Below are 25,047 nucleotides of genomic sequence, written 5' to 3'. Positions count from 1 at the left end.
TTCAGATCACGCGTTTGCCTGTCAGAATACGGCGCGCGCCAAGGTAGTGATCCTGCCAGTAGTCATCAAGAAAATGGCTGATACGGATATTCAACCCGCGGCGCGGCGCCTCGATAAAGCGGTTATGCCCCAGATAGACACCGACATGATCGACCGGACCGCGTAATTTGCTGCGAAAGAACAGCAAATCCCCCTGGCGCAAGTTTGCGGTTTTTACCCGCATCAAGCGTTTGTCATGAAACATGGCTTTGGTGGTGCGGGGTAATTTATTACTCAGCACTTTGTTGTAGGCATAGAACACCAGCCCACTACAGTCGAAACCGCGCGCTGGTGAGACGCCGCCAAAGACGTAAGGTTTACCCAACTGTTTTTTAAGGTGCTGAACAACCTTGTCAACTTTAGACTTACGCGTCGCCGCGAGCGTCTCTTCACGGGTGGGCTTGCGCTGTTCGGCAAGCATTGTTGGCGCCTGTGTACGGCTAACCGGTTTAGACTGCGTACAACCGGTCAGGAACACAGAAAGCAAAATAAGAAAAAAAAGCCCCAAAAACCCGCGGAGCACGCTCTGCCTGGGGGCAACGATGGATGATACAGTCAAATATTTCACAACATTAATACTAATAAAAATAAAGGGTTAAAATTTTAAATACATTTTTCATTCCTTAGCGGAAGGAGAAACGTACTCACTCGTCAAAAAATGCCCGTAACTTTTGCACTATCACTTTATTAAGCTGACAAATACGGGCTTCTGTCAGTCCAAGCATTGAGGCAATCTCTTTCAGGCTTAATTCATGGTGGTAATACAACCCCAGAATCGTCTGTTCGCGCTGTGTCAGGCTTGCTATCGCGCTTTTTAGCGCGTGGCTGTTCAATACTTCAGTTTCAAGCGGGCGGCTTTCCAGCGCGTGGGCATGGAGATCGTTATCCAGACTCTCCAGTTCACTGGCGGAGTCGAGCAATAAATAGTGCTGATACTCCTCTGGCGTAATAGAAAGCCGCTCGCTTAATTCATTAAAATTAGGCACATAGCCAAGTTCACGCGCCAGATCACGAATGGCGTCGTTGAGCTTGTACATTTTTTGGCGCAGCCGACGTGGCCGCCAATCCTGCTGGCGTAGCTCGTCAAGAATTGCCCCACGAATGCGCTGGACGGCGTAACCGGCAAATTGCGCATCCGGTTGTCCATAGCGACGCAATGAAAAGAGCAAACCCGTCAGGGCGACTTGCCGCATATCGTCTTTATCCATTACGCTGCTGGCCTGCCAGGCAAATTGTTTCACCACTTTATGCACCAGCGGCAAATAATCGCAGACATAGCGCGCTTCATCGGGAAACGTTATCGTTTCAGAGGTAATTACACTCATCATTATTTAACGGTGCAGACTAGATTTATTAAATAAAAACAGAAGCATGCTGTTTTTACATTTTTAAGGCTGACCTTTCTCATTAGTTCAATGGATAAAAAGATTAATTAAATAAACAACAACAAATTAACAACAAGCAGTTACAACAAGCGGTAATGCACGTCCCCCCGCCTTAACTGGTGTAAAAAGATACACTACATTCCCTATTCTTAATCCCCCGAAAAGCGGCAATTAATGAATTTGCGTATAATTCATCTACCGCACAGTAGTATTATTAATATCTCATATGGAATGATTGCTGAGGCCAGAAGATTTGCTCACGCGCCTTCACGTTAATTAATTCTCAATTACTGTTAACAACCTTAATAATCGCTTGTTCCAGGATGGAGCTTCTCGAAATTTGTCATGAAAAAATATTGTTGTGCTATTAACAATTGGTTAATTGATTTGCCTTCCGGCTCAATTATTCATTTAGTCACCGGAGAACATAAGCGGCTGGGCGCGTACCAGCTCAAATTACTGGATCTGCTACAACAGAACCCAGGTAAGGTTTTTACGCGCGAAGAGCTGACAAACCAGGTCTGGGAGGGGCGGGTTATTGGCAATAACAGCCTGCCAAACGCCATTCACGCCCTGCGCGCAGCGCTGGAAGATGACGGCAAACAGCAACGCATTATTCGCACCGTGCCTAAACGGGGCTATGTGCTGGATGCAGAATATTGCCAGCAGATTGAAAGCCCGCAGGAAGATATTTCATTAGATAATGAGAAATCTCTCACAGAGGCGGACGCAGCCAATACACCGCCGCACTCTTCTGACGTGATTTATGAAACGTCTGAGCAACCAACGCGCTATCGCCGTGGCGTCGTCATATCGCTATTACTTGTTGTCGCGCTTTTTATCGCCTTTATCAGTTATTTGAAAATCGATCACGGCCAGACGATGAAACCTGAAGAGCTGGCGAAAAACGAGTACAGCAATATTCGTCTGTATACGCTCGTTGAACCTGGCGAGCGTCTGCAAGATCAAGCCACGGTCTACAACCGGCTCAAAGATACCTATCACCTTTTAAATGCACAGATAAAAAAGGAATCCATCAACCTGAGCATCTATTCGCGAAGTGATAACCAAACGTTGAACTTTACTCTGCGCTTACACAGCACCTGTGGGCAGAATATTCTGGCGATGCAGATCTATCACTGGCGGGCCAATTTGGCTTCGCTTAATGAATTGATACTTGAAGAAACGCGGAGAAAACTCGATGAAATGGCGCCTTGCAAGACCGCATAAGTACGGAGCGATGCTGATGGTCACGGCGCTGATTATCGCTGCCTGCGGTTATTTTTGGCATCGTTCGCAGCCCGCATTAAAACCGGGCAGTAACATGACGCAGCAATTCGGTTTCTACGATTTGCCACAGCAGCAAAAAGAGCTTTATGACGTCCGGCTGTCCACCGTTGGAGAGACGATCGTAAGCCATGTCAGCAGTCCGAATAACCCTCAGTTCAGACTCGAAGGGAGCTTCGTGCAGAAAAAACAGGCGGGTGAGAAACGCATTTTTACCTATACCCCCATGCATTTCGTCCCCTCGCCAGACACCCCGCTGCTTGCCAGCAACATTGATTTACTGATGCATTCGCAAGTGCGTATGCAGCAACTTTGGCCAGATGGCGTACCGCTGGTCACTATGCAAAACGGAATGATCTTTCTCTACCCGCTGGACGACAGGTAGGAACCGGCGTGAGGTTGTTATCACGCCAGCTAACCAGGCCTGGATTCACCGCCAGCCAGCAATGTTTCCCCATTAATAATGGCCAAATCTCATTAAGGCTGGCGGCATGCTCTATCGCACGATGGTAAGCATTTAATAACACAGGGTAATAGCTGGCGTTAACGGCATAGGCTGCAGCGCGATCAGCGTGATGCACACGCGCAATGCCAGGCAGCGCCAGCAACGGCGAGAAATGCTGATAATGCCCGCCCAGCAGCAACGCATGCCAGTCCAGCCGATTAAGGCTCGTAAAGATGCGATTCGCCTGGGTGAATACCCTCTCATCCTGCGTCAACTGAAAGCCGGCATCGAACAGCAGGACATTGCGCCACCCTTGTCGTTGCGCTTCGCTCAATACCATGCACTGTGTCTGTAATTCAGCCAGTCTGCTATCGCCACCCGACGCTCTGGCTACGGGCCAGAGTTGTTCAGCGCTTATACCCGCCAGGCTTAGCACTTCACATTGCGCACCGAGCAATGCCTCCTCCTGCATATCAAAGAGCACCGCTACCTTCGCAAAACTGCGCCACTGTAAATTGCAACGCAGCGACAGCTGCGGGCTCTGCCAGTGAGGGAAAGTAACGGCGTAATTCAACTTATGCATTGCATCATCCTTGCAGATAACAGGCGTCATAATGGTGTTTGTGACTGACCACGGAGTGATAAAGCCGGTGGGTCTTTTAACGCAGACAGGAAGAAAAGTCCCATCAATCAATGACATTAAATTATTAAGTCTTAGAAAACATGCCGGTAAGTAAAATCTGTGGGCAATATTGCCGTATGAACGGCATCACATTTCTGGCGTAATAAGCAAATAAGAATAAATTATTCTTATTAAACATTTCATGAGTAATATATTATTCCTTACCGGGTGCCTGAGCCGCAGTGCAGCAGGCAAAGAACAGTGAAACCGAGTTGAGCGAAACGTTGATGAACATTGATCTCTCCAGACTGACTACCGAAGGCCGCAATACCGCCAGCGCTGACATTGACATGCTTGATACCGAAGCGATGTTGAGAGTTATCAACCGTGAAGATCAAAAAGTGGCGTTGGCGGTAGAAAAAACGATCCCTGCGATCGCCCAGGCGGTGGATGCCATTGTGGCGGCTTTTCAAAAAGGTGGGCGCTTGATTTACTGCGGCGCCGGTACATCCGGGCGGCTTGGGATCCTTGATGCCAGCGAATGCCCGCCAACGTATGGCACGCCGCGCGAGCAGGTGGTTGGTCTGATAGCCGGCGGTCATCGTGCCATTTTGCAGGCAGTAGAAAACGCCGAAGATAGCCTGACGCTCGGCGTTGACGATCTTAAAGCGCTCAATTTTAACGCTAGCGACATCCTGGTCGGCATCGCCGCCAGCGGCCGCACGCCGTATGTCATTGCCGCTATGCAGTATGCCCAGAAACTCGGTGCGACCACCGTCGCGCTGACCTGTAACGCAGGCAGTGAAATGGCGCAAATCGCCGATATCGCCATCGTGCCAGTGGTGGGTGCGGAAGTTGTTACCGGCTCGTCGCGAATGAAAGCCGGAACGGCGCAAAAACTGGTGCTGAACATGCTGACCACCGGCGCGATGATCCGCAGCGGCAAAGTGTACGGCAACTTAATGGTCGATGTGGAAGCCACTAACCAGAAGCTGGTGCAGCGGCAAATCAATATCGTGAAGGAAGCGACTGATTGCGACAGCGAAACCGCAACTCAGGCGCTGCAAGCCTGCGACGGGCATTGTAAAACCGCCATCGTGATGGTGTTAGGCGGGCTGAACGCTGAACAGGCAGCTCGTCTGTTAGCCGATAACGGTGGGTTTATTCGCCAGGCGCTGGCTCACGCGGGAGTTAACTAATGGCCAAAATCAGCGAGCAGTTTATTGCCGCTATCCTGCAATTGGTGGGTGGCAAAGAGAATATTAAAACCTGCGGCAACTGCATGACGCGGCTGCGCCTGACGTTAAACAACGATGCGCTGGTTGATAACGCCGGGCTCAAAGCGCTGCCCGGGGTTCTTGGCGTGGTCAATAGCGAGGATCAGTTGCAAATCATCGTTGGCCCCGGCAAAGCGCAAACGGCGGCAGAAATGATGAGCGCAATGACCGGCGGCGTCAGTGCGCCTGCGGAAGCGGCGTCGCTAAAAAGTATCGCCAGCGATACCAAACAGCAGATGAAAGCGAAACAGACCAGCGGCGTGCATCAGTTTCTGGCGAAGTTTTCGACCATTTTCACCCCGTTAATCCCTGGCTTTATCGCCGCCGGGATGCTGCTCGGCTTCGCAACCCTGATTGAGCAAAGCCTGATTATCAATGCCGCCGAAAAAAATGCCACGCTCGTCCATATCGTTGGTTATATGAAAGTTTTCGGCAAAGCGCTGTTCACTTTCCTGCCGATTTTGATTGGCTACAACGCACAGAAAGCCTTTGGCGGCAGCGGCGTGAATGGCGCAATTATCGCCGCGCTCTTTGTGCTCGGTTACGATCCGAAAGCGACAGTGGGCTATTTTTCCGGCATCGATAACTTTTTCGGTATGGGTATTGATCCGCGCGGCAACATTATTGGCGTGCTGATCGCAGCGATCATGGGTGCCTGGATCGAGCGGCAGATCCGTAAATTCATGCCGGATAACCTCGACATGATCCTCACCTCGTTGCTGACGCTTCTGATTACCGGCGCGTTAACCTTCACGGTGATCATGCCGATCGGCGTTGAGCTGTTTAAAGGCATGTCGTGGCTATTCCTGCACCTTAACGGCAACCCGTTCGGCTGCGCGGTGCTGGCCGGGCTGTTCCTGATTGCCGTCGTGTTTGGCGTGCATCAGGGTTTTATTCCGGTCTATTTCGCGCTGATGGATGCGCAGGGCTTTAACTCGCTGTTCCCGATCCTGGCGATGGCGGGCGGTGGCCAGGTGGGCGCGGCGCTCGCGCTTTATTTCCGCTCGGCGCGCGAGTCGATTCTGCGCAATCAGATTCGTGGCGCGATCATTCCCGGACTGCTCGGGGTGGGCGAACCGTTGATTTACGCCGTCACGCTGCCGCGCGTAAAACCGTTTGTCACGGCCTGTATCGGCGGCGCCTGCGGTGGTTTCTTTATTGGCACTTTCGCCTGGTTCGGTTTGCCGGTTGGGCTCAACACCGTGTTTGGCCCTTCAGGCCTGGTGGCGCTGCCGTTGATGACTTCCGGTCAGGGGATCTACACGGGAATGGCGGTCTACGCCGCCGGTGTGGTTGTCGCCTACGTGTGCGGTTTTCTCGCCACCTGGTTCTTTGGTCACAAAAACGTGGATTTGAGCTAATACCAGGCTTTCACCCGGCGCAAAGCCGGGTGAAATCTCTGCATCAGAAGCGGTACGAGAGGCTGCCGACGATGCTGCGTTCCGCACCGAAGTAGCAGTAAGAGAGGGAGTTACACGCTGCGACATAGCGTTTGTCAGTCAGGTTGTTGACGTTAACCTGCGCGCTCAACCCTTTCAGACCCACATGGCTCAGGTCATAACCCACCGCCAGATCAACCAGCGTGTAAGACGGCAGCGTGTGCGTGTTCTGGCGATCGGAGGTGATGCCATTGACATAGCGCACGCCGGAACCGACGGTCAGCCCGTTCAGCGCCCCCTCTTTCACGTCATAACTGAGCCACGCACTTGCCTGGTTACGCGGCGCGTATACCGCGCGGTTGCCCTGCTCCTGCGCGCTGCTCTTCTTGTAGCGAATGTCGTTGTAGGTGTAGGCCGCCTGCAAACGCAGGTTATCCGTCAGTTGCCCCACCGCTTCCAGTTCCACACCTTCGGATTCGATCTCGCCAATGGAACGGTAGGGATCGGTCGGCTCCACTTTGGTGGCGATGTTCTCCTGATTGATGCGATACACCGACGCGCTGTACATGGTTTGCGAGCCTTCCGGCTGGAACTTCAGCCCCGCTTCCCACTGTTTGCCCTTCATCGGTTGCAGGATCTTGCCGTACTCGTCGGTAAAGCTGGTCGGCGTGAACGCGGTTGAGTAGCTGACATAGGGCGCAAAACCGCTATCAAACAGGTACATCAGCGCTGCACGGCTGCTGAAGTGGTTCTTATCCAGCGTATCGCTGGTGTCGTTGATCTTATTGACGTTAGTGATCTTCACCTGATCGTGACGACCGCCGAGCGTCAGACGCCATCTGTCGAGTGACATCTGATCCTGCGCGTAGATCCCGGTCTGCTCAAGTTTGTGCTTTTCGCGGCTATAAACGCTGATCGACAGTGGATCGGCACCATAAACCGGGTGGAAAGCATCGATCGCCGGGAAGTCGCCCGTAGAGGCGGTGACATTATTGCTGCGACGCTGATAATCCACGCCAAACAGCAAGCGATGGTTGATAACGCCAGTATCAATGCTGCCATCGATCTGGTTATCCAGCGTCACCGCCGAGAGCGATTCATCCGAGCCGGAGTAACCCCGCTTCAGCTCGCTATCGTTCAGCCAGCCTGAGGCATACACCTGGTTCAGATCGACAGTGGTGTGCAGGTAGCGCAATTTCTGGCGCACCGACCAGCCGCTGTCAAAGGCGTGTACAACGTTATAACCGACCATATTTTCGCGGCGATCATAATTGTCGTAATCGTCTTCGCCTTCAAAGAAGGTATTGGAAATTTTCTTGCCCGCGTGTGGTACCACGGTGCCTTCATACGGCAAACCGGAGTGGCTGCCACCTTCGGGATCGCGATGCAGGTAAGCCATCAGCTCCAGGCGCGTGTGATCGGTAATGCGCCAGGTCAGGCTCGGCGCGATGGCGTAACGCTGTTCTTTCAGGTGGTCAAACTGCGAATCCGCATAGCGTGTCATACCGGTTAAACGCACCGCCACACGGTCGTTATCATCCACCGGGCCGGTGACATCAAATGCCGCGCCGCGCTGGTTGTTATTTCCGGCGAACAGCTTCACTTCACCACCAGGATCAAACGATGGCTTGCGCGAATTCAGCGCCACAATACCGCCTGGCGATGAACGGCCATACAGCACCGATGCCGGGCCGCGCACCACTTCCACGCTATCCAGGAACCACGGATCGATAACCAGCGAGCTGTGGGAGTTGGTGTCGCCCATCATTTTCAGCCCGTCGAGATAGACGTTATCCAGGCTACCGTCAGAAAAACCGCGCAGCACGATATAGTCAAAACGGTTGGATGCGCCAATCTGGTTGCTGTAGACACCCGGCGTGTAGCTCACCGCCTGACGCACGCTGATTGCCCCCTGCTCTTCATACTGCTGACGGGTGACAATCGATACCGCCTGCGGCGTTTCAATATCCGGGGTCTCCAGCTTGGTCGCGCCGCTTTGCATTTGTGAAGTCACTACCACGGTATCGTTGCCGGGGGTTGTCTCTTGTGCCAGCACCGTTACGCTCATCCCGCCGGTTATGCAGCCAATCATCAGCGCCAGTCGCGTTTTTGCGAACATGAAAATCTCCAGAAGCCATTATTATTGTAAATAAGAATTATTACCTTTTTGAATTCGCCGATAGCTATGCGCAGTGATGATTCACGTATGCGCGATGATAAAACCGCGCACGCATCAGCAAAGCTGGTCTACACAGGGGAAATCAGGACGCGCGGATTTCGCTGGGCGCCATACCGTAGCGACGGCGAAACGCGGTGGAAAAGTTGGTGGCGTGTTGATAACCGGACATCCACGCGGCCTGCTGTACGCTGTAGCCTTCCGCCAGATAGCGACGCGCCAGTTCAAGACGGCAGTCGCGCAGGTAATCAAACATAGAGTGGCCGTACGCCTGGCGGAACTTCACACGCAGGCTGCTGGCGCTCATCGCCGCCAGTTGCGCCAGTGCTGCCAGGGTGTACTCTTTTTCGGGATGCTGTTCCAGCAAACGGCGTACGTTTTCCAGCCGCTGCTGCGCGCCACATGGGATTGTGCGGCGTTTCTCCTGCCCTTGCATGCGCTGCGACAGCGCGTTGCCCAGCAGTTGCAGCATCACGCCTTCCAGCATCAGTTGGCGGGAGAGCGCAGGCAGCGAGGTTTGCTGCGTTTGCTGTAAACCAGACAGTAAAAAGCCCGGCACCTGCCATAAAAAGGTCGGTGCGCCGTGCGCTTCCCACTGTTGTAAAAGTGCGCTGAGGAGCGGCGATTGCCAGCAGCTTGCCGGATCGACGCCCAGTGATAACGTACGCAGATGGCAATCCGCCAGATGGCTGGCGTTCATCACCTGATGCTCGCTCAGGCGCGAGGTAAACGCCATACCGGCGCGCACGACAAACTCTTCCCCGTTCAGGCGCAGCATCACGCTGCCTTCCAGCACCACCAGCATGTAGAGCGGGCAACTATGCAGCGAGGTGGTTTCATAAGGTTGCAGAACGCGAATGTCAGAACGGGTAAGGTTGATACCAGAAGAGAGCGTCATCTCTTCAACGTCGCCTTGAATCACAATGCGCTGCGCCTGACTGACAAGACCGGTTGTCAGCGACGGAAAGCGGTAATCAATCCCATAACGCTCGCCAAACCCGATAAAGTCTTCAATTGAAAAGTGTCTTTTTTGCATAGACGGCAGCCATCGCTATCTGTCGAACCCTCACCCACGCGCGGGCGAAACGGCCTACACCTTATCATTCGCCCTGATGCGCTTCAATAATGTTGAGAATTATTCTCACATACGCATTAACGAGGGTTAATACTGTCGGCGTTTGCCAACGCAGCGAGAACCTGCTGGCGCAGCCATTTATGTCCGGGATCGCGGTGCAGCCGCTCATGCCAGAGCATCAGCATGTCGAAGCCCGGCAGATCAAGAGGTGGATCAACCACTTGCAACGCGCCAGTGGTGGCGACAAGCCGCTCCGGCAGCACGGCGACCAAATCCGTGCGCGCCAGCGCATCCAGCATAAACAGGAAGTGCGGCACCGAAAGCACCACATTACGCGTTAACCCGCGAGCCGCCAGCGCATCGTCCGTTGCCGCCTGAAAACCACCGCCCTCCGGCGAGACAATCACATGCTCCAGCTTGCAGAACTGTTTGAGCGACGGGCGACGTTTAAGCGCCGGATGGCCTACACGACCGGCCAGCACATAGCGCTCAGTAAACAATAACCGCTGATGCAGCGACGCTGGTGCGCCTTCACGCAAATGGAAGAACAGATCGATATCGCCCTGCTCGGCCTGGCGCTTAATCTGACCGGGGTTAAGCTCAAACACCGCGAGGCGGCTGGCGGGCGCGTCGCGACGCAAAGTGCCAAGCAGCGGCAGCAGCACCACCGATTCAGTGTAATCCGTCGCCGCAATACGCCAGGTGACACTGGCGCGGGCGGGATCAAACGCGTTGACTGGCGACACCGCGCGCTCCAGCGCTTCCAGCGCCTGGCGTAGCGGTTCGCGCAACTCGTCCGCCCGCACTGTTGGCTGCATACCGCGCGGGCCGGGCAGCAGCAGTGGATCGTCAAAGATCTCCCGCAACCGCGCCAGTTGCACACTCACCGAAGGCTGGGACAGGTTCAGCCGCTGCGCCGCGCGCGTGACATTGTGCTCACGGAGCAGTACATCAAGCGTCAGCAGCAAGTTCAGATCCAGGCGATTGAGATTAATCATGGCTATACCTGTGATATCAGCAATTAATTTCTACTATATCTGCGCTTCACCTACCCTGCAGCTTCAATCTTATTGCCGGGAGTTGTTATGAATGTCTTGATTGTTTATGCCCATCCGCAGCCGCATTCACTGAATGGCGCGCTGAAAGAATTCGCCGTGCAGCATCTTGAAAAAGCAGGTCACCACGTCGAGGTTTCCGACCTGTACGCCATGCAGTGGAAAGCGCAGCTCGATGCGAACGACAGCCTTGATGCGCCCGTTAACGATGTTTTCAACCCGTCGGCGGATTCGAAACACGCCTTCGAGCAGGGCCGACAAGCTGCGGATATCGCCGCCGAACAGGCCAAACTGCGCTGGGCCGACGCGGTGATTTTCCAGTTTCCACTGTGGTGGTTTTCCATGCCCGCCATCATGAAAGGCTGGTTCGACCGCGTTTATGCCTGCGGTTTTGCCTACGGCGTCGGCGAGCACAGCGACACGCACTGGGGCGATCGCTACGGTGAAGGCAGCCTGGCCGGTAAGCGCGCCATGCTGCTGGTCACCGCAGGCGGTTGGGAATCGCACTACAGCCCGCGCGGTATCAACGGCCCTATCAACGACATTCTGTTTCCGATCCAGCACGGCATGCTGTTTTACCCCGGTTTTGAGGTGCTGCCGCCGCTGGTAATTTATCGCACCAGCCGTGTTGATAACGCGCGATTCGCCACCCACCGTGAAGAACTGGCACAGCGGCTGGATACGTTATGGCAGACGCCACCGCTGCCGTTTCGCCAGCAAAACGGCGGGGATTACACCATTCCGGCGTTAACTTTGCGCGCGGAGATTGCGCCGGGCGAAAGTGGGCTGGCCATTCATCAGCAAAGAAAAGAATAAACGCACAAAAATAACCGGTGCCGATAAATGGCACCGGTTTACTCTATTTGCAATCCCTCACAATCTCTTCAAATTAATATCAACTCTCTTCGCTATTATTTTCTGGCGCATTTCTCCATTGTTTTTCATTATTTCTTCACAATAGTAAGTTTTGTAAATTCCAATAATTTGCGCAGGAAATGTTTACGCGAAAAATATAAATTCGTTTAATCTATCCGAAGTTGAGAACGATCACTCTCAAAAAGCAATCAACCGAGGGTTACCGATGCCGCCGAAAACCACGCAGGAACAACGCCATCAGCAGCGTAAAGATGAGATTATCGCCGCCGCCCGTCGGCGTTTTCGCGTGAGCGGCTTTCACGCCGCCAGCATGTCGCAAATCGCCCTGGAAGCCCAGCTGAGCGTCGGGCAGATCTACCGCTACTTCAGCAGCAAAGATGCCATTATTGAGGAGATTGTTCGGCGAATCATCGACTACCGCATCGCCGAAATGGAAAACAAAGCCGAAACCACGCACCTGCCGGAGGTGCTGGCCTGGCGGCAAACGCTTAGCCCGGATGACGACGCGTTAATGCTGGAGATGTCCGCCGAAGCGACGCGCAACCCACAAGTTCAGGCAATGATGGTCGAAGCCGACGCCCGCATGTTTAACAATGCCTGCAACCATATGCAGAGCCGACATCCACATTTAAGCGCCGAGCAGGTGCGCTGCTGCGTTGAGCTGCTGGCTGGCCTGATGGAAGGTGCGACATTGCGCCGTTTAACGCCACAAAAATGCGACCCGGCACAATTAAAAGAGCTGTATCAGGAAATTATCACAATGATATTTCTGCCAAAGAAATAACCCGACAAATATAAACCCACGCTTATTTCTAGCCCTGCGGAAATAAGCGTTAACTCGCCTGCTTATTATCCTGTTTTAAAAACGGGCAGGCTTCGCTTATGCCAGGAAATACTCATGAAGTTAATAACTACAACGTTGATGGCCGCATTCGCGCTGGTTGGATGTGATAACGCCACACCACCTGCACAACACCCCACTCAGGAAGTCGGCGTCGTCACCCTGAAAAGCCAGCCGCTCGCCGTGACCAGCCTGTTAACCGGACGTACCGCCGCGTCACTCTCCGCAGAAGTGCGACCACAAGTGGGTGGCATTATTCAAAAACGCCTGTTTACGGAAGGCGATACGGTAAAGGCCGGACAGGCGCTTTACCAGATCGATCCTTCCAGCTACCGCGCCACGTTTGATGAAGCCGACGCCGCGCTGAAACAAGCGCAGGCGCTGGTGACGTCCGATTGCCAGAAAGCCACCCGCTACGCGCAACTGGTGAAAGAGGATGGCGTCTCGCGCCAGGACGCTGACGATGCGCAGTCCACCTGCGCGCAGGACAAAGCCAGCGTGAGCGCGAAAAAAGCGGCGCTGGAAAGCGCGCGCATCAACCTGAACTGGACCACCGTCACTTCACCGATCAGCGGGCGCATTGGCATCTCGTCCGTCACACCTGGTGCGCTGGTCACGGCGGAACAAACCACGGCGCTGGCAACCGTGCGCGGGCTCGACACCATGTATGTCGATCTCACCCGCTCAAGCGTCGATCTGCTGCGCCTGCGCCAGCAAGCGCTGGCCAGCGACAGCAACACGCTCGCCGTCACGCTGACGCTGGAAGATGGCAGCACTTACAGCGAAAAAGGCCGCCTGGCGCTAACCGAAGTCGCCGTCGATGAATCCACCGGCTCCGTCACGCTGCGCGCGGTGTTCCCAAACCCACATCAGCAACTGCTGCCGGGGATGTTTGTGCGCGCCCGTGTGGAAGAAGGGGTGATGGCAAACGCGATCCTCGCGCCGCAGCAAGGCGTCACGCGTGATGCGAAAGGTAATGCCACTGCGCTGGTGGTCAATGCGCAGAATCAGGTTGAGCAGCGCAACATCGAAACCGGCGATACCTATGGCGATAAATGGTTAGTCCTGAAAGGTCTGGAAAATGGCGACAAGCTGATTGTTGAAGGCACCGACAAAGTCGCTGCGGGATCGACTGTGAAAGCCGTTGAGATCCCGCAAGACAATGGAGGAAAAGCCTGATGTTCTCCAGCTTCTTTGTGCGCCGCCCGGTTTTCGCCTGGGTGATCGCCATCCTTATCATGATGGCCGGTATTCTGGCGATCCGCTCCTTGCCGATCGCGCAGTATCCGGATGTTGCGCCACCTGCGATAAAGATCAGCGCCACCTATACCGGCGCCTCGGCGCAGACGCTGGAAAACAGCGTCACCCAGGTAATCGAACAGCAACTTACCGGGCTGGATAACCTGCTCTATTTCACCTCTACCAGCAGCTCCGATGGCCAGGTGGATATTACTGTCACCTTTGAGCAGGGCACCGACCCGGATACCGCGCAGGTGCAGGTGCAAAACAAAGTGCAGCAGGCGGAGTCCCGCTTACCAACGGAAGTCACCCAATCCGGCGTGACGGTGGTGAAATCCCAGAGCAACTTCCTGCTGATCATGGGGCTGTACGACAAAACCGACCGCGCCACCAGTTCCGATATTGCCGACTGGCTGGTCAGTAACATGCAGGATCCACTGGCGCGCGTGAACGGTGTCGGTAGCTTGCAGGTGTTCGGCGCGGAATACGCGATGCGAATCTGGCTGGATCCTGACAAACTCGCCTCGTACTCGCTGATGCCGTCCGATGTGCAATCGGCGATTGAAGCGCAAAACGTACAGGTTTCTGCCGGTAAAATCGGTGCATTACCCTCTTCCGGTCAACAACAGCTCACCGCCACGGTGCGCGCCCAGTCGCGCCTGCAAACTGTGGCGCAGTTCCAGGACATTATCATCAAAAGCGAGAGCAGCGGCGCTGTCGTGCGGGTGAAAGATGTCGCGCGTGTTGAAATGGGCAGCGAAGATTATGTCGCTTCAGCGAAGCTGAACGGCCACCCGGCTGCCGGTCTGGCGGTGATGCTGGCGCCCGGCGCGAACGCGCTGGATACCGCGACACGCGTGAAAGATAAAATCGCCGAATACCGCCACAGTATGCCGCAGGGTTACGACGTGGCATACCCGAAAGACAGCACCGAATTTATTAAGATCTCGATTGAAGACGTGGTGCAAACGCTGATTGAAGCCATCATTTTGGTGGTCTGCGTGATGTACCTGTTTTTGCAAAATATCCGCGCCACGCTTATCCCGGCGCTGGCGGTGCCGGTGGTGTTGCTGGGGACATTTGGCGTGCTGGCGCTGTTTGGTTATTCGATCAACACCCTGACGCTGTTCGCCATGGTGCTGGCAATCGGTCTGCTGGTGGATGACGCCATTGTGGTGGTGGAGAACGTCGAGCGCATCATGCGCGACGAAGGCCTGCCCGCCCGCGAAGCGACCATCAAATCGATGGGCGAAATCTCCGGGGCGTTGATCGCTATCGCACTGGTGCTCTCCGCCGTCTTCCTGCCGATGGCTTTCTTTGGGGGTTCCACCGGGGTTATTTACCGCCAGTTCTCCGTCACCATTATCTCGGCAATGACGCTGTCGGTCATCGTTGCGCTGACCTTAACGCCAGCGCTCTGCGGCTCGGTAATGCAACACAGCACGCCGCATAAAAAAGGATTCTTCGGCACGTTTAACCGCTTTTACAACAACACCGAGCACAAGTATCAACACGGTGTGTTACGCGTGCTGCGCCGCACGGTTACCGTGGTCGGCACGTACGCCGTGCTTTGCGCAGCCATGGCGTTTGTGATGTGGCGTCTGCCTGGCAGTTTCCTGCCGACAGAAGACCAGGGCGAGATCATGGTGCAGTTCACCCTGCCCGCCGGGGCGACTGCCACGCGTACCGACGCGGTGGCCAGCAAAGTGACCGACTGGTTCCTCAACACCGAAAAAGCCAACACCGAGGCTATCTTCACCGTGACCGGTTTTAGCTTTAGCGGCAGCGGACAGAACGCCGGGATGGCCTTCGTTTCACTGAAAAACTGGTCGCAACGTAAAGGCGCGGAAAATACCGCACAGGCGATTGCCCAGCGCGCCAGCCGCGAGTTAAGCAGCATCCGCGATGCCAGCATCTTCGCCATGACGCCGCCTTCAGTGGACGGGCTCGGTCAAAGCAACGGCTTCACCTTTGAGTTGCTCGCCAGCGGCAGCACCGATCGCGACCAGTTATTGAAGCTGCGCAATCAGTTGCTGGCGAATGCTAATCAGAGCAGCGAACTCACCGCCGTGCGCGCCAACGCGCTGCCGGAAACGCCGCAGTTACAGGTCGATATCGACAGCAACAAAGCGGTGGCTCTGGGGCTTTCACTGAGCGATGTCAGCAATACGCTCTCCAGCGCCTGGGGCGGTACCTACGTGAATGACTTTATCGATCGCGGACGCGTGAAAAAGGTCTATATCCAGGGCGAAAGCGATTCCCGCGCCTCACCTTCGGATCTGAATAAATGGTTTGTGCGCGGCAGCAATAACGACATGACCCCGTTTTCGGCCTTCGCCACCACGCACTGGGAATATGGCCCGGAAACGCTGGTGCGATACAACGGTTCCGCCGCGTATGAGATTCAGGGCGAGAATGCCAGCGGCTTCAGTTCCGGCGTGGCGATGACCAAAATGGAAAACCTCGCCAACACCTTACCGGCCGGGACAACCTGGGCGTGGAGCGGCTTGTCATTGCAGGAAAAACTCGCCAGCGGCCAGGCCATGAGCCTGTACGCCATCTCCATCATGGTGGTGTTCCTGTGCCTTGCGGCGCTGTATGAGAGCTGGTCCGTACCGCTTTCGGTGATCCTGGTTATCCCGCTGGGCTTGCTGGGCGCGGCGCTGGCGGCGTGGATGCGCGGGTTGAGTAACGACGTTTACTTCCAGGTCGCGCTGCTGACCACCATTGGCCTGTCGTCGAAAAACGCCATCCTGATTGTCGAGTTCGCCGAAGCGGCAGTTCACCAGGGCAGCTCTTTATCACGTGCGGCGCTGCGGGCGGCGCGGACTCGCCTGCGCCCGATCATGATGACCTCACTGGCGTTTATCGCCGGGGTTACACCGCTGGCTGTCGCTACTGGTGCAGGCGCGAACAGCCGCGTCGCTATCGGCACCGGGATCATCGGCGGGACGCTCACCGCGACGCTGCTGGCAATCTTCTTTGTCCCTCTGTTCTTTGTGCTGGTGAAAAAATTGTTCACCGGTAAACGCGCACGTCAGGAGTAATCATGTTGCGTATCAGTGTTCTTTTCCTCGCCCTGCTGAGTGCCGGTTGTGTCTCTCTCGACCCGACTTACCAGCGCCCGCAGGCCCCCGTTCCCGCGACGTTACCGGGCGCACAAGGCCAGGCGAAAGCCGTGGCCGCCGACTGGCAGCAGATCGTTAACGACAGCCGCCTGAAACAAGTGGTCAGCAGTGCGCTGACCCATAACCGCGATGTGCAAAAAGCGATTGCCGACATCGATGCCGCGCGCGCGTTGTATGCCGAAGACCGCGCCTCGCTGTTCCCGACGCTGAATGCCGAACTCAGCAGCACACGCAGCCGCACCGTTGCCACAGGCTTAAGCAGCAGCGCCGAAGCCGATGGCGCGGTTTCCAGCTTCGAGCTGGATCTGTTTGGCCGTAACCAGAGCCTGACCCGCGCAGAGCGTGAAACCTGGCTTGCCAGCGAGTACACCGCGCAAAACACGCGCCTGAGCATGGTGGCGGAAATCACCACCGCCTGGGTGACGCTGGCGGCGGATAACAGCAATCTTGAACTTGCGAAGCAGACGATGGAGAGCGCGCAAAACTCGCTGAACATTGTCAAACGCAAACAGCAGATCGGCGTGGCCGCCGCCGGTGATACCGCCGATGCCATGGCGGTGTTCCAGCAGGCACGCGCCAGCGTCGCCAGCTACCAAACGCAGGTGGCACAGGATAAAAACGCGCTCAATTTACTGGCGGGCGACACGGTACCGGAGTCGCTGCTGCCGGGTACGCTGGAGAGTCTTGCCGACAACAGCATTACGCTGACGCCAGCGGGCGTGTCTTCTTCCGTGCTGCTGCGTCGCCCGGATATTCAGGAAGCGGAACATAACCTGAAAAGCGCGAACGCTAACATCGGCGCAGCGCGGGCGAACTTCTTCCCGACTATTTCGCTGACAGCCAGCGCCGGGGTGGGCAGCGATTCGCTCTCCTCCTTATTTAGCCACGGCCTGCAAGTGTGGTCTTTCGCGCCGTCCATTTCGCTGCCGCTGTTTGCCGGGGGGAAAAATGTCGCGCAGTTGCGTTACGCCGAAGCACAGAAAAAAGGGCTGATCGCGACCTACGAAAAAACCATTCAGAGCGCGTTTAAAGATGTTGCCGATGCGCTGGCGCGGCGCGAAACGCTCAACGAACAACTCGACGCGCAGCGTGAATATGTCGCCGCAGAACAGAAAGCGCTGGATATCGCCCAGCGCCAGTACAGCGCCGGAACCGGCGATTACTTGTCGGTGCTGACCGCGCAGCGCGCGCTGTGGACGGCAAAAGAGTCGCTGATTTCGCTGCAACAAACCGATCTGCAAAACCGCGTAACGCTCTGGCAATCGCTGGGCGGTGGCGTCAGTTAATCCCTTTGCGCCGGGCTGACCGGCGCGTTTTCGGAGCAGTTATGTCACGGATTTCTCCCGCCTTTGCCATCGTGCTGGGCATGCTCACGGCCATGGGGCCGATTTGTACCGATCTTTACCTGCCCGCGTTGCCGGATATCAGCCAACAGTTGGGCACATCAAACACGCTGATCCAGCTTTCGCTGAGCGCTTCGCTTATCGGCTTAGGGCTGGGGCAGCTTTTTTTCGGGCCACTCAGCGACCGGATGGGTCGCAAACGCCCGCTGCTGCTGTCGCTGCTGCTATTTATCGTCTCCTCAGTACTGTGCGCCACTACGCAGAGTATCTACTGGCTGATTTTCTGGCGTTTTATTCAGGGCATTGCCGGAGCGGGCGGTTCCGTGCTGTCACGCGCCATCGCGCGCGATAAATATCACGGCACGCTGCTGACGCAATTTTTCGCCCTGCTGATGACCATTAACGGCATTGCGCCGATTGTTTCCCCGGTGCTCGGCGGGTATATCACCTCAACCCTGCACTGGCGGGCGCTGTTCTGGACCATGGCGGTCATCGGTGTGGTACTGCTGCTTTCTGCCATGCTGGTGTTGAAAGAGACTCTGCAGGAGAAAAACCACGGCGGCTCGCTGTTAAAAACCTCTGTCAATGTGCTGAAGAACAAGCCATTTTCCATGTACTGCTTTATCCAGGCCTTTATGCTGGCCGGGCTGTTTTCGTATATCGGTTCATCCTCGTTCGTGCTGCAAAACGAATATGGCCTTACAGCAATGCAATTCAGCCTGCTGTTTGGCTTCAACGGGATTGGCTTGATTATTTCAGCACTGATTTTTGCCCGCCTGGCGCGGCGTATTGACGGGCAGAAACTGCTCGGCATCGGGCTGGTACTGGCGGTGATCACCGCGCTGCTGACTGCTTTTTTTGCATGGCGCGGCATGGCAATGCTGGCGCTGGCAGGACTGTTTTTCACCGTCGCGCTAAACAGCGGGATTTCCACCATCGCCGGTTCGGCAGCGATGAACAGCGTGGAAGCACGCGATTCCGGCACCGCCTCGGCGCTGCTGGGGATGCTGATGTTTATCTTCGGCGGCATTGCCACGCCACTTTCCGGCATCGGCGGTGAAGCGATGTGGAAAATGAGCCTCGCGATTGTGATGGCTTACAGCGCCGCGCTGGTAGTTTATCGGTGTGGGCGGCGTCATCGCTAGAAGCACACAAAATCGTTGACTAAATGGCAACCAATACCGTATTGTTGACTTATTGGCAACGGACGCACAAGGTAAAGGAATGCATTTAATATCATTGAAGGCGATTCAGGAAGCAGTCTTACGCTTCCCTCAACACAAAGTTGCGCTACTCACTCTGGCGAAAACCATCGAAAAAGCGCACTGCCCAACGCCAGAGGATCTCAAGAAGTTGTATCCCACACTGGATAACTTCAAATATCTGAGTAAGCATTACATTATTGATATTGCGAATAATAATTTAAGGGTTGTGGCACTGATCTTTTTCGAAAGCCAAAAGTTTTATGTGCGCCATATCTTCACACATAAGGAATACGACCGTTTTACCGAACAGCATCGTACTAAGGGGAAGAAAAAATGATCGTCGCTGATGCATTAAAAGCCACCCATGCGCTCATCGCTGCGGTCCCGCTGCTGGGAGAACATCCGACGGAGAAAGACTATCAGGATGCGCTGGAACTGGTAGAACAACTGTTAATAGACAATCCCGATAGCCCGCTGGTAGATATCGTTTGTGCGAAAATTAGTGCTTACGAAAATAACCAACCGGAAATTATCGCCTTGCGTGAAGAGATGGCGGCAATGCCGACAGGACTTGCGGTGCTCAGAACACTGATGGATCAGCACCAACTGACGACGTCTGATTTTCAGGAGGAAATTGGCAGCAAATCGATGGTATCGAGAGTGCTCAACGGCGAGCGCCAGCTTAACCTTAAACATATTAAGAAGTTAGCCAAACGTTTTGACGTATCACCGCTGATGTTTATTTCTTAACCCTTCTTCCCGCCCGGTTTTAACCCACGGTGAAACTCATTAATGCGTTTCACCGTTTTAATTGCCCGCTGCGACGTCGCTGACGCCACCGACAAGATGATCATCTCCAGGCACAGCAACACGGTGCCGTGCAGCGGGATTTTGCCCTTCTCGCCGCCGCGCGGAACGTGGATCACCACATCGGCTTGCTGGCTAAAGCGCGAATCGACAGCGTTGGTCAATAAAATCACCGGGATCCCCAATCGCCGCGTCTCTTTCAGCGTGGTCAGCCCTTCCCGATGCGCCGATTTCTGCGCCATCATGATCAGCACATCGCCGCGCTGTAAATTGATAAGCTGCTCCGACAGGGCAATGCCGGTGCGGTTGAGGGGGGATGCGGGTAACCCAATGCGGCTGAACAATCGCGCGGCGTACTCGGCGAGGATCCCCGATGCGCCAATGCCGAAAATCGCCACCTGCCGCGCCTCAACCAGCAGCGCCACCGCCTGGGCAATCGCGTAGCGGTTATCCGGCGCGGAAAGAATTTCGCAGGTGTGCTGGTGACCTTCGAGCACGAAATCGATGCCGGAATTGACATCGCACGAGAGCGCACTCACCGTGGTGCTCATCTTTTCCGCCGAGGAGACCGGCGGGCCGAACCAGTGTTCCAGCGTCTGCTTCAAATCGCGAAGCCCGGCGAAACCCAGCGCCTGAATCGCGCGCACCACCGTGGCGTCGGAGGTTTGCGTCGCCCTGGCAATCTCAATTGCCGTATGCTCCAGCACCCCTTCGCGGTTTTCATTGATATAACGCGCCACCGCCTGCAAACGCGGCGACAGCGTATGCGCCCGCGCCCGAAAGCGTTCCCCATACACATCCACGCGCGTTTTCGCTTTTTTGCTGTTCAGCATCGTGCGCCCTTATTTGGCCGCCGGTAACGGTCGACCGGCAATTTGCGACTGCACCTGCGCCACCATCAGGCTCAGTGAGGCAAACGAGTTGGAGATCGCCTCTTCACGAGAAATCAGCACGTAATGCCCGCGGCGACAGGCAGTGAGGAAATCACACCAGCCCGGCATCACCGCATCCATGGCCGCCATTTCATCCTGTGGTTTACCACCGGTATCGCCGCGCCAGGTGGCAAAAACGAAATCGGCATCCAGTTCCGGCAACCGCTCGGCGCTGACGTCGATGCGCCCGCCGTCAGGGATGCTGTCGATAAGCGGCGGAAAACGAAAACCGGCATCGCGCAGCACGCGACCCAGCGAGTGATAACTGTGCAGTGCGTTGATTTTCCCGTTGTTAGCCTGAATAACCGACACGGTTATCTTGCTGGTATCAATGGTTTTTTTCAGCGCAGCGATCTGCTCATGATAACGGCGCTCAAGGATCGCAAAGCGCGCCTGCGTGCCGGTCAACTGCGCCAGCTTGCGATAGATCTCCGGTGCACCGCCCTCCAGATGATCGATGCTGACGGTGGGCGCAATTTTCGCTAACTGCTCAACCGGCGTGTTGCGACTGGGCTCGGTGATGATCAAATCCGGTTTTGCCGCCGCCACCGCTTCAATGTCGATATCTGCTGAACCAATAAATGTCATCGCCGAATTGTCAAAATCGACACCGGTCAACATGCCGCTGGAGCGCAGCACATGCGTGCCGTCCGGGCGCGTACGCCCGTGGCTGGCGACCGGCGGTACGCCAAGTTCAATCAACGGAATAGTGATATCGAGATCGTGTAACGACACAATGCGTTTCGGGTGCAATGGCACCGTCACCACGCGCCCGAGATCGTCGGTGAAAACCTGTGTCGGTTCCGCGGCGCTGGCACTCAGACCAACCAGCACTAGCAGCGAAAAAAGTAAGCGCATACAAGACCTTTAAGCGTTATAAACGATCGCGCCGCTGCCACAGCAGCAGCAAGAAAAACGGCCCGCCAATCAGCGAGATAACAATCCCGGCGGGGATTTGCAGCGGCGCAAAAGCCAGCCGCCCGAGCGAATCCGCCAGCAGCACCAGTAACCCACCCAGCATTGCGCTGCCCCACAGCAGCGCACGTTGGCCGCCGCGCAGCAGAAAGCGCGCCATATGCGGGGCAATCAGGCCAACAAAACCGATACTGCCCACGCAAGAAACGCTGGCGGCGGTGAGCAACACCGGCGCGATAAAGCGCAGCAGTTGAAGGTGCGCAAGGCGCACGCCCAGACCGGTCGCCGCCTGATTACCGAGCAATGCCACATCCGCCGCGCGCGCAGTTACCAGTAAAATCAATGTTGCCGGAACCGCCCAGCACAGCGCCACCCTCAACAACGGCCAGGTGGCAGCGTGCAGGCTGCCCGCCAGCCACATCATCGCGGTTTGCACATCGCGCACATCGGCGGTGGTCATAAACGCGCCAATCCCGGCGGCAAAGGTCCAGGAAACACCAATGCCGAGCAGCACAAAGCGCGGGCGGGAAACATCGCGCGCCAGCGCCATCACCAGCCCGGCAGCAAACAGCCCACCTGCCATACCGGCCAGCGGTCGCCAGACTAAACCAACGGCTGGAAAGCACAGCACCAGCGTCAGCACGACTACGCTCGCCCCTTCTTTCACGCCAATCAAGCCAGGATCCGCCAGCCCGTTACGGGTGATCGACTGCATCGACGCGCCCGCCATGCCGAGCATCGCCCCGCACATTAGCGCCATCAGCACGCGCGGCAGGCGAATGTCCCACACCACGTACTGCTGCTCGCTGCTCAGCGCCTGAGGGAAAAATAACGCGCGGCCAATAGAAGATGCCGGAACCGGCAACGAACCCTGTGTCACGCCCGTCAGCAGTAACGCCAGCGCCACAATGGCGAGGCCCAAAATCCACATCAGCGCATGCGGGCGCAGCAGACGGGAAAAACCACCCACCCGCAAACGGCGTAATCCGGCGCGCGGCAACAGGCCGCTCATTTGAAAAACCTCGCCGCCAGCGCGATAAACAGCGGCGCTCCCACCAGCGCGGTCATCACGCCGGTTGCCAGTTCCTGCGGCGCCAGCAGCGTACGGGCGGCAATATCTGCCACCAGCAACAACAGCGCGCCGCCAAGCGCCGAGAGTGGCACGACAACACGTAAATCATCCCCGGCAAGACGGCGCACCATATGCGGCACCACCAGACCAATAAAACCAATCGGTCCGGCCACCGACACCGCCGCACCACACAGCAGCGCAATCGCCACCAGCGCCAATGCACGCGTGCGCATCAGCGACACACCTAACCCCCGCGCCATGCTGTCGCCCAGCGCCAGCATGTTCAGTGCCGGAGCCAGCCATAACGCCATCGCAAAACCGATAACGGCAGCTATTGCCGCATGCTGGATCTGCGCCCAGTTCAGCCCGGCGAGATCGCCCGCCAGCCAGGTGCGCATACTGAGCAGCGTTTGCTCATCAAGGATCAGGATCGCGGCGGTAATTGAGGAGGCAAACGCCGAGATGGCCACGCCGCACAGCGTCACTTTCATCGGCGTAAACCCCGAACGCCCCGCAGATGAAAGCGCCATCACCAGCGAAAAGAGCAGTGCAGCGCCACCTGCGGCAATCAACGGGCGGCTGAATGCGGCGTCGCCGGAGCTAATGCCGAGCGCCGTGCACGCAACTACCGCCAGCGCGGCACCGGAATTCAGCCCCAGAATATGCGGCTCGCCTAAGGGGTTGCGGATAACCGATTGCAGCAGCGCCCCGGCCACGCCAAGCGCGGCACCGGTGAACAGTGCCGCCACCAGCCGCAGCAAACGCAGGCTGATAATGACGCGATGATCAAAGTTGCGCGGATCGAAATCCAGCAGCGCCTGGATGACGGTTGGCGGCGCGATATAGCGCGCGCCAAGGCCAAGATGCGCGACCGATGCCGCCAGCACTAACAGTGCCAGCAGCAGAGAGGCCACGCCCACGCGCCCTGCACGACGGCGGGCAGAAAACGCGACGCTACTCATGCGCCCGTTCCGTCCGGTTTACGAAACGGCATAAAAAAGGGCTTACCGGTCAGCTGGTTAATCGACATTTGCACATCAACATCAAATACGCGTTTGATCAGCTCAGGGGTACAGGCATCGCCTTCGTGAATCACCCCTTGTAATCGCCCCTGTTTCAGGAACACCAGCGTGTCGGCGTAGTTGACCGCGAAATTGAGATCGTGCAACACCGCCACCACGGTGCGTCCATGATCGCGGGTCAGGGAATGCAGCAGTTCGAGGATCTCCACCTGGTAGCGCAGATCGAGAAACGTTGTCGGCTCATCGAGCAGGATCACCGGCGTTTGCTGCGCCAGCGCCATTGCTATCCAGCAGCGCTGACGCTGACCGCCGGAGAGGCTGTCTACCGTTTGATGGGCGAATTCCGCAGTGCCGGTCAGATTTAGCGCGTCAACGACTGCCTGTTCGTCTTCTTCAGACCACTGGCGCATAAAGCTCTGCCACGGAAAACGCCCGCGCGACACCAGTTCAAAGACGGTGAGCCCTTCCGGCACAATCGGCGATTGCGGCAAAATACCTAACTGGCGGGAAACGGCTTTAGTGGGTTGGTGATGAATGGCTTTGCCATCAAGCAGCACGCTGCCGCCGAGCGGTTTGAGCATTCGGGCGATGGTGCCGAGCAGTGTGGATTTGCCGGAGCCGTTCGCGCCGACCAGCACGGTCATTTTCCCTGTAGGGATCGAAAGCGTAATGTCGTTGACAATCACCTTGGTGTGGTAGCCCGCCGACAGGCTTTCCAGCACGATCCCTTGCCCTGCGGCTTGATTTTCCACTTGCTGTGGCATGTTGACTCCTGCGCCGCACGCTCATGAAAATAGCCGCGCACTAAACCATCAAACAAAAATAAATCTCATTCTCTTTTCGATATTGCCGTTTGCCGCTGTAGTAGTCAAGTGCCATCGCAAGTGAAACCAACACCCCTTTATTTTGTGTTTCTACAAAAAAACA

Annotated in this window: 23 protein-coding genes; 12 read left to right on the top strand and 11 right to left on the bottom strand. The window is 56.1% G+C overall.

Annotation, left to right across the window (positions count from 1 at the left end; translation table 11 throughout):
* Window position 1 precedes the first annotated feature (1 nt).
* Together M8Q36_RS09030 and M8Q36_RS09025 are read right to left on the bottom strand one after the other, a co-directional pair.
* Window positions 2-460, bottom strand: a complete 459-nt coding sequence (locus M8Q36_RS09030; protein WP_249880665.1) for a C40 family peptidase — start codon at window positions 458-460, stop codon at window positions 2-4.
* Between the two features lie 223 nt (window positions 461-683).
* Complete coding sequence (locus M8Q36_RS09025; protein ID WP_249880664.1) at window positions 684-1,367, bottom strand: FliA/WhiG family RNA polymerase sigma factor; 684 nt, start codon at window positions 1,365-1,367, stop codon at window positions 684-686.
* 402 nt (window positions 1,368-1,769) lie between these two features.
* Between M8Q36_RS09025 and M8Q36_RS09020 the strand changes: the two genes are divergently transcribed.
* Window positions 1,770-2,654 (top strand): winged helix-turn-helix domain-containing protein, encoded by an 885-nt coding sequence (locus M8Q36_RS09020; protein ID WP_249880663.1) that lies wholly within the window; start codon window positions 1,770-1,772, stop codon window positions 2,652-2,654.
* Window positions 2,626-3,096, top strand: coding sequence for a hypothetical protein (locus tag M8Q36_RS09015; RefSeq protein ID WP_249880662.1), 471 nt, complete (start codon window positions 2,626-2,628; stop codon window positions 3,094-3,096). Before M8Q36_RS09020 ends, M8Q36_RS09015 begins: the two co-directional genes overlap by 29 nt.
* Here the strand turns inward: M8Q36_RS09015 and M8Q36_RS09010 are convergent.
* A complete protein-coding gene (locus M8Q36_RS09010) occupies window positions 3,050-3,739 on the bottom strand; it encodes a hypothetical protein (RefSeq protein WP_249880661.1) in 690 nt (229 codons plus the stop codon). The two genes, M8Q36_RS09015 and M8Q36_RS09010, sit on opposite strands and share 47 nt — an antisense overlap.
* Window positions 3,740-4,065: 326 nt before the next feature.
* Between M8Q36_RS09010 and murQ the strand changes: the two genes are divergently transcribed.
* Together murQ and murP are read left to right on the top strand one after the other, a co-directional pair.
* Window positions 4,066-4,977, top strand: coding sequence for an N-acetylmuramic acid 6-phosphate etherase (murQ, locus tag M8Q36_RS09005; RefSeq protein WP_249882743.1), 912 nt, complete (start codon window positions 4,066-4,068; stop codon window positions 4,975-4,977).
* On the top strand, window positions 4,977-6,416 hold the full coding sequence (gene murP / locus M8Q36_RS09000; protein WP_249880660.1) for a PTS N-acetylmuramic acid transporter subunit IIBC: 1,440 nt from the start codon (window positions 4,977-4,979) through the stop codon (window positions 6,414-6,416). Before murQ ends, murP begins: the two co-directional genes overlap by 1 nt.
* 43 nt (window positions 6,417-6,459) lie before the next feature.
* On the opposite strand, the gene foxA is transcribed toward murP, so the two are convergent.
* From foxA to M8Q36_RS08985, 3 genes are all read right to left on the bottom strand, one after another.
* The gene (foxA, locus tag M8Q36_RS08995; protein ID WP_249880659.1) at window positions 6,460-8,553 is read right to left on the bottom strand and encodes a ferrioxamine B receptor FoxA; all 2,094 of its coding nucleotides are present in this window, start codon (window positions 8,551-8,553) and stop codon (window positions 6,460-6,462) included.
* 142 nt (window positions 8,554-8,695) lie between these two features.
* The gene (locus M8Q36_RS08990) at window positions 8,696-9,646 is read right to left on the bottom strand and encodes a helix-turn-helix domain-containing protein (RefSeq protein WP_249880658.1); all 951 of its coding nucleotides are present in this window, start codon (window positions 9,644-9,646) and stop codon (window positions 8,696-8,698) included.
* A 116-nt stretch (window positions 9,647-9,762) separates the two neighbouring features.
* Window positions 9,763-10,683 (bottom strand): LysR family transcriptional regulator, encoded by a 921-nt coding sequence (locus M8Q36_RS08985; protein ID WP_249880657.1) that lies wholly within the window; start codon window positions 10,681-10,683, stop codon window positions 9,763-9,765.
* An 87-nt stretch (window positions 10,684-10,770) separates the two neighbouring features.
* Between M8Q36_RS08985 and M8Q36_RS08980 the strand changes: the two genes are divergently transcribed.
* The 8 genes from M8Q36_RS08980 to M8Q36_RS08945 all read left to right on the top strand — a co-directional run bounded on the left by M8Q36_RS08980 (window position 10,771) and on the right by M8Q36_RS08945 (window position 20,122).
* A complete protein-coding gene (locus M8Q36_RS08980; RefSeq protein ID WP_249880656.1) occupies window positions 10,771-11,556 on the top strand; it encodes an NAD(P)H-dependent oxidoreductase in 786 nt (261 codons plus the stop codon).
* Window positions 11,557-11,821: 265 nt separating this feature from the next.
* Window positions 11,822-12,400, top strand: a complete 579-nt coding sequence (locus tag M8Q36_RS08975) for a TetR/AcrR family transcriptional regulator (protein WP_249880655.1) — start codon at window positions 11,822-11,824, stop codon at window positions 12,398-12,400.
* A 114-nt stretch (window positions 12,401-12,514) separates the two neighbouring features.
* The gene (locus tag M8Q36_RS08970) at window positions 12,515-13,636 is read left to right on the top strand and encodes an efflux RND transporter periplasmic adaptor subunit (protein WP_249880654.1); all 1,122 of its coding nucleotides are present in this window, start codon (window positions 12,515-12,517) and stop codon (window positions 13,634-13,636) included.
* Window positions 13,636-16,743 carry an efflux RND transporter permease subunit gene (locus tag M8Q36_RS08965; RefSeq protein ID WP_249880653.1) on the top strand — a complete coding sequence of 1,036 codons (3,108 nt, stop codon included), beginning with the start codon at window positions 13,636-13,638 and terminating at the stop codon, window positions 16,741-16,743. The genes M8Q36_RS08970 and M8Q36_RS08965 overlap by 1 nt, the downstream gene beginning before the upstream one ends.
* A 2-nt stretch (window positions 16,744-16,745) precedes the next feature.
* The gene (locus tag M8Q36_RS08960; RefSeq protein ID WP_249880652.1) at window positions 16,746-18,110 is read left to right on the top strand and encodes an efflux transporter outer membrane subunit; all 1,365 of its coding nucleotides are present in this window, start codon (window positions 16,746-16,748) and stop codon (window positions 18,108-18,110) included.
* A 41-nt stretch (window positions 18,111-18,151) separates the two neighbouring features.
* Complete coding sequence (locus M8Q36_RS08955; RefSeq protein ID WP_249880651.1) at window positions 18,152-19,312, top strand: multidrug effflux MFS transporter; 1,161 nt, start codon at window positions 18,152-18,154, stop codon at window positions 19,310-19,312.
* A gap of 79 nt (window positions 19,313-19,391) precedes the next feature.
* Window positions 19,392-19,709 carry a type II toxin-antitoxin system HigB family toxin gene (locus M8Q36_RS08950; protein ID WP_017457772.1) on the top strand — a complete coding sequence of 106 codons (318 nt, stop codon included), beginning with the start codon at window positions 19,392-19,394 and terminating at the stop codon, window positions 19,707-19,709.
* A complete protein-coding gene (locus tag M8Q36_RS08945; RefSeq protein WP_249880650.1) occupies window positions 19,706-20,122 on the top strand; it encodes a helix-turn-helix domain-containing protein in 417 nt (138 codons plus the stop codon). The genes M8Q36_RS08950 and M8Q36_RS08945 overlap by 4 nt, the downstream gene beginning before the upstream one ends.
* On the opposite strand, the gene M8Q36_RS08940 is transcribed toward M8Q36_RS08945, so the two are convergent.
* The 5 genes from M8Q36_RS08940 to M8Q36_RS08920 are packed head-to-tail and all read right to left on the bottom strand — an operon-like array spanning window position 20,119 to window position 24,884.
* Window positions 20,119-21,012: a MurR/RpiR family transcriptional regulator gene (locus M8Q36_RS08940; protein WP_249880649.1), complete on the bottom strand. Its 894-nt coding sequence runs from the start codon at window positions 21,010-21,012 to the stop codon at window positions 20,119-20,121. The genes M8Q36_RS08945 and M8Q36_RS08940 overlap by 4 nt on opposite strands.
* Window positions 21,013-21,021: 9 nt before the next feature.
* Complete coding sequence (locus M8Q36_RS08935; protein WP_249880648.1) at window positions 21,022-21,969, bottom strand: iron-siderophore ABC transporter substrate-binding protein; 948 nt, start codon at window positions 21,967-21,969, stop codon at window positions 21,022-21,024.
* Window positions 21,970-21,985: 16 nt separating this feature from the next.
* Complete coding sequence (locus tag M8Q36_RS08930; protein WP_249880647.1) at window positions 21,986-23,038, bottom strand: FecCD family ABC transporter permease; 1,053 nt, start codon at window positions 23,036-23,038, stop codon at window positions 21,986-21,988.
* Window positions 23,035-24,060, bottom strand: a complete 1,026-nt coding sequence (locus M8Q36_RS08925; protein ID WP_249880646.1) for a FecCD family ABC transporter permease — start codon at window positions 24,058-24,060, stop codon at window positions 23,035-23,037. The genes M8Q36_RS08930 and M8Q36_RS08925 overlap by 4 nt, the downstream gene beginning before the upstream one ends.
* Window positions 24,057-24,884, bottom strand: a complete 828-nt coding sequence (locus M8Q36_RS08920) for an ABC transporter ATP-binding protein (protein WP_249880645.1) — start codon at window positions 24,882-24,884, stop codon at window positions 24,057-24,059. Before M8Q36_RS08920 ends, M8Q36_RS08925 begins: the two co-directional genes overlap by 4 nt.
* Window positions 24,885-25,047 lie beyond the last annotated feature (163 nt).

Source organism: Kosakonia sp. R1.Fl (genome assembly GCF_023516815.1).
Lineage (GTDB): Bacteria > Pseudomonadota > Gammaproteobacteria > Enterobacterales > Enterobacteriaceae > Kosakonia.
This window is presented reverse-complemented; position numbering and strand designations above follow the sequence as displayed.

What these genes read in the sequence shown, in the direction of transcription:
- M8Q36_RS09030 (WP_249880665.1), bottom strand. Translation starts at nt 460, where the DNA reads ATGCTTGCCGAACAGCGCAAGCCCACCCGTGAAGAGACGCTCGCGGCG.
- M8Q36_RS08940 (WP_249880649.1), bottom strand. Translation starts at nt 21,012, where the DNA reads ATGCTGAACAGCAAAAAAGCGAAAACGCGCGTGGATGTGTATGGGGAA.
- M8Q36_RS08920 (WP_249880645.1), bottom strand. Translation starts at nt 24,884, where the DNA reads ATGCCACAGCAAGTGGAAAATCAAGCCGCAGGGCAAGGGATCGTGCTG.
- M8Q36_RS08965 (WP_249880653.1), top strand. Translation starts at nt 13,636, where the DNA reads ATGTTCTCCAGCTTCTTTGTGCGCCGCCCGGTTTTCGCCTGGGTGATC.
- murQ (WP_249882743.1), top strand. Translation starts at nt 4,066, where the DNA reads ATGAACATTGATCTCTCCAGACTGACTACCGAAGGCCGCAATACCGCC.
- M8Q36_RS08925 (WP_249880646.1), bottom strand. Translation starts at nt 24,060, where the DNA reads ATGAGTAGCGTCGCGTTTTCTGCCCGCCGTCGTGCAGGGCGCGTGGGC.
- M8Q36_RS08950 (WP_017457772.1), top strand. Translation starts at nt 19,392, where the DNA reads ATGCATTTAATATCATTGAAGGCGATTCAGGAAGCAGTCTTACGCTTC.
- M8Q36_RS08930 (WP_249880647.1), bottom strand. Translation starts at nt 23,038, where the DNA reads ATGAGCGGCCTGTTGCCGCGCGCCGGATTACGCCGTTTGCGGGTGGGT.
- M8Q36_RS08970 (WP_249880654.1), top strand. Translation starts at nt 12,515, where the DNA reads ATGAAGTTAATAACTACAACGTTGATGGCCGCATTCGCGCTGGTTGGA.
- M8Q36_RS09020 (WP_249880663.1), top strand. Translation starts at nt 1,770, where the DNA reads ATGAAAAAATATTGTTGTGCTATTAACAATTGGTTAATTGATTTGCCT.
- M8Q36_RS08945 (WP_249880650.1), top strand. Translation starts at nt 19,706, where the DNA reads ATGATCGTCGCTGATGCATTAAAAGCCACCCATGCGCTCATCGCTGCG.
- M8Q36_RS08955 (WP_249880651.1), top strand. Translation starts at nt 18,152, where the DNA reads ATGTCACGGATTTCTCCCGCCTTTGCCATCGTGCTGGGCATGCTCACG.
- M8Q36_RS08980 (WP_249880656.1), top strand. Translation starts at nt 10,771, where the DNA reads ATGAATGTCTTGATTGTTTATGCCCATCCGCAGCCGCATTCACTGAAT.
- M8Q36_RS08935 (WP_249880648.1), bottom strand. Translation starts at nt 21,969, where the DNA reads ATGCGCTTACTTTTTTCGCTGCTAGTGCTGGTTGGTCTGAGTGCCAGC.
- M8Q36_RS09010 (WP_249880661.1), bottom strand. Translation starts at nt 3,739, where the DNA reads ATGCATAAGTTGAATTACGCCGTTACTTTCCCTCACTGGCAGAGCCCG.
- M8Q36_RS09015 (WP_249880662.1), top strand. Translation starts at nt 2,626, where the DNA reads ATGAAATGGCGCCTTGCAAGACCGCATAAGTACGGAGCGATGCTGATG.
- foxA (WP_249880659.1), bottom strand. Translation starts at nt 8,553, where the DNA reads ATGTTCGCAAAAACGCGACTGGCGCTGATGATTGGCTGCATAACCGGC.
- M8Q36_RS08975 (WP_249880655.1), top strand. Translation starts at nt 11,822, where the DNA reads ATGCCGCCGAAAACCACGCAGGAACAACGCCATCAGCAGCGTAAAGAT.
- M8Q36_RS08960 (WP_249880652.1), top strand. Translation starts at nt 16,746, where the DNA reads ATGTTGCGTATCAGTGTTCTTTTCCTCGCCCTGCTGAGTGCCGGTTGT.
- M8Q36_RS08985 (WP_249880657.1), bottom strand. Translation starts at nt 10,683, where the DNA reads ATGATTAATCTCAATCGCCTGGATCTGAACTTGCTGCTGACGCTTGAT.
- M8Q36_RS09025 (WP_249880664.1), bottom strand. Translation starts at nt 1,367, where the DNA reads ATGATGAGTGTAATTACCTCTGAAACGATAACGTTTCCCGATGAAGCG.
- M8Q36_RS08990 (WP_249880658.1), bottom strand. Translation starts at nt 9,646, where the DNA reads ATGCAAAAAAGACACTTTTCAATTGAAGACTTTATCGGGTTTGGCGAG.
- murP (WP_249880660.1), top strand. Translation starts at nt 4,977, where the DNA reads ATGGCCAAAATCAGCGAGCAGTTTATTGCCGCTATCCTGCAATTGGTG.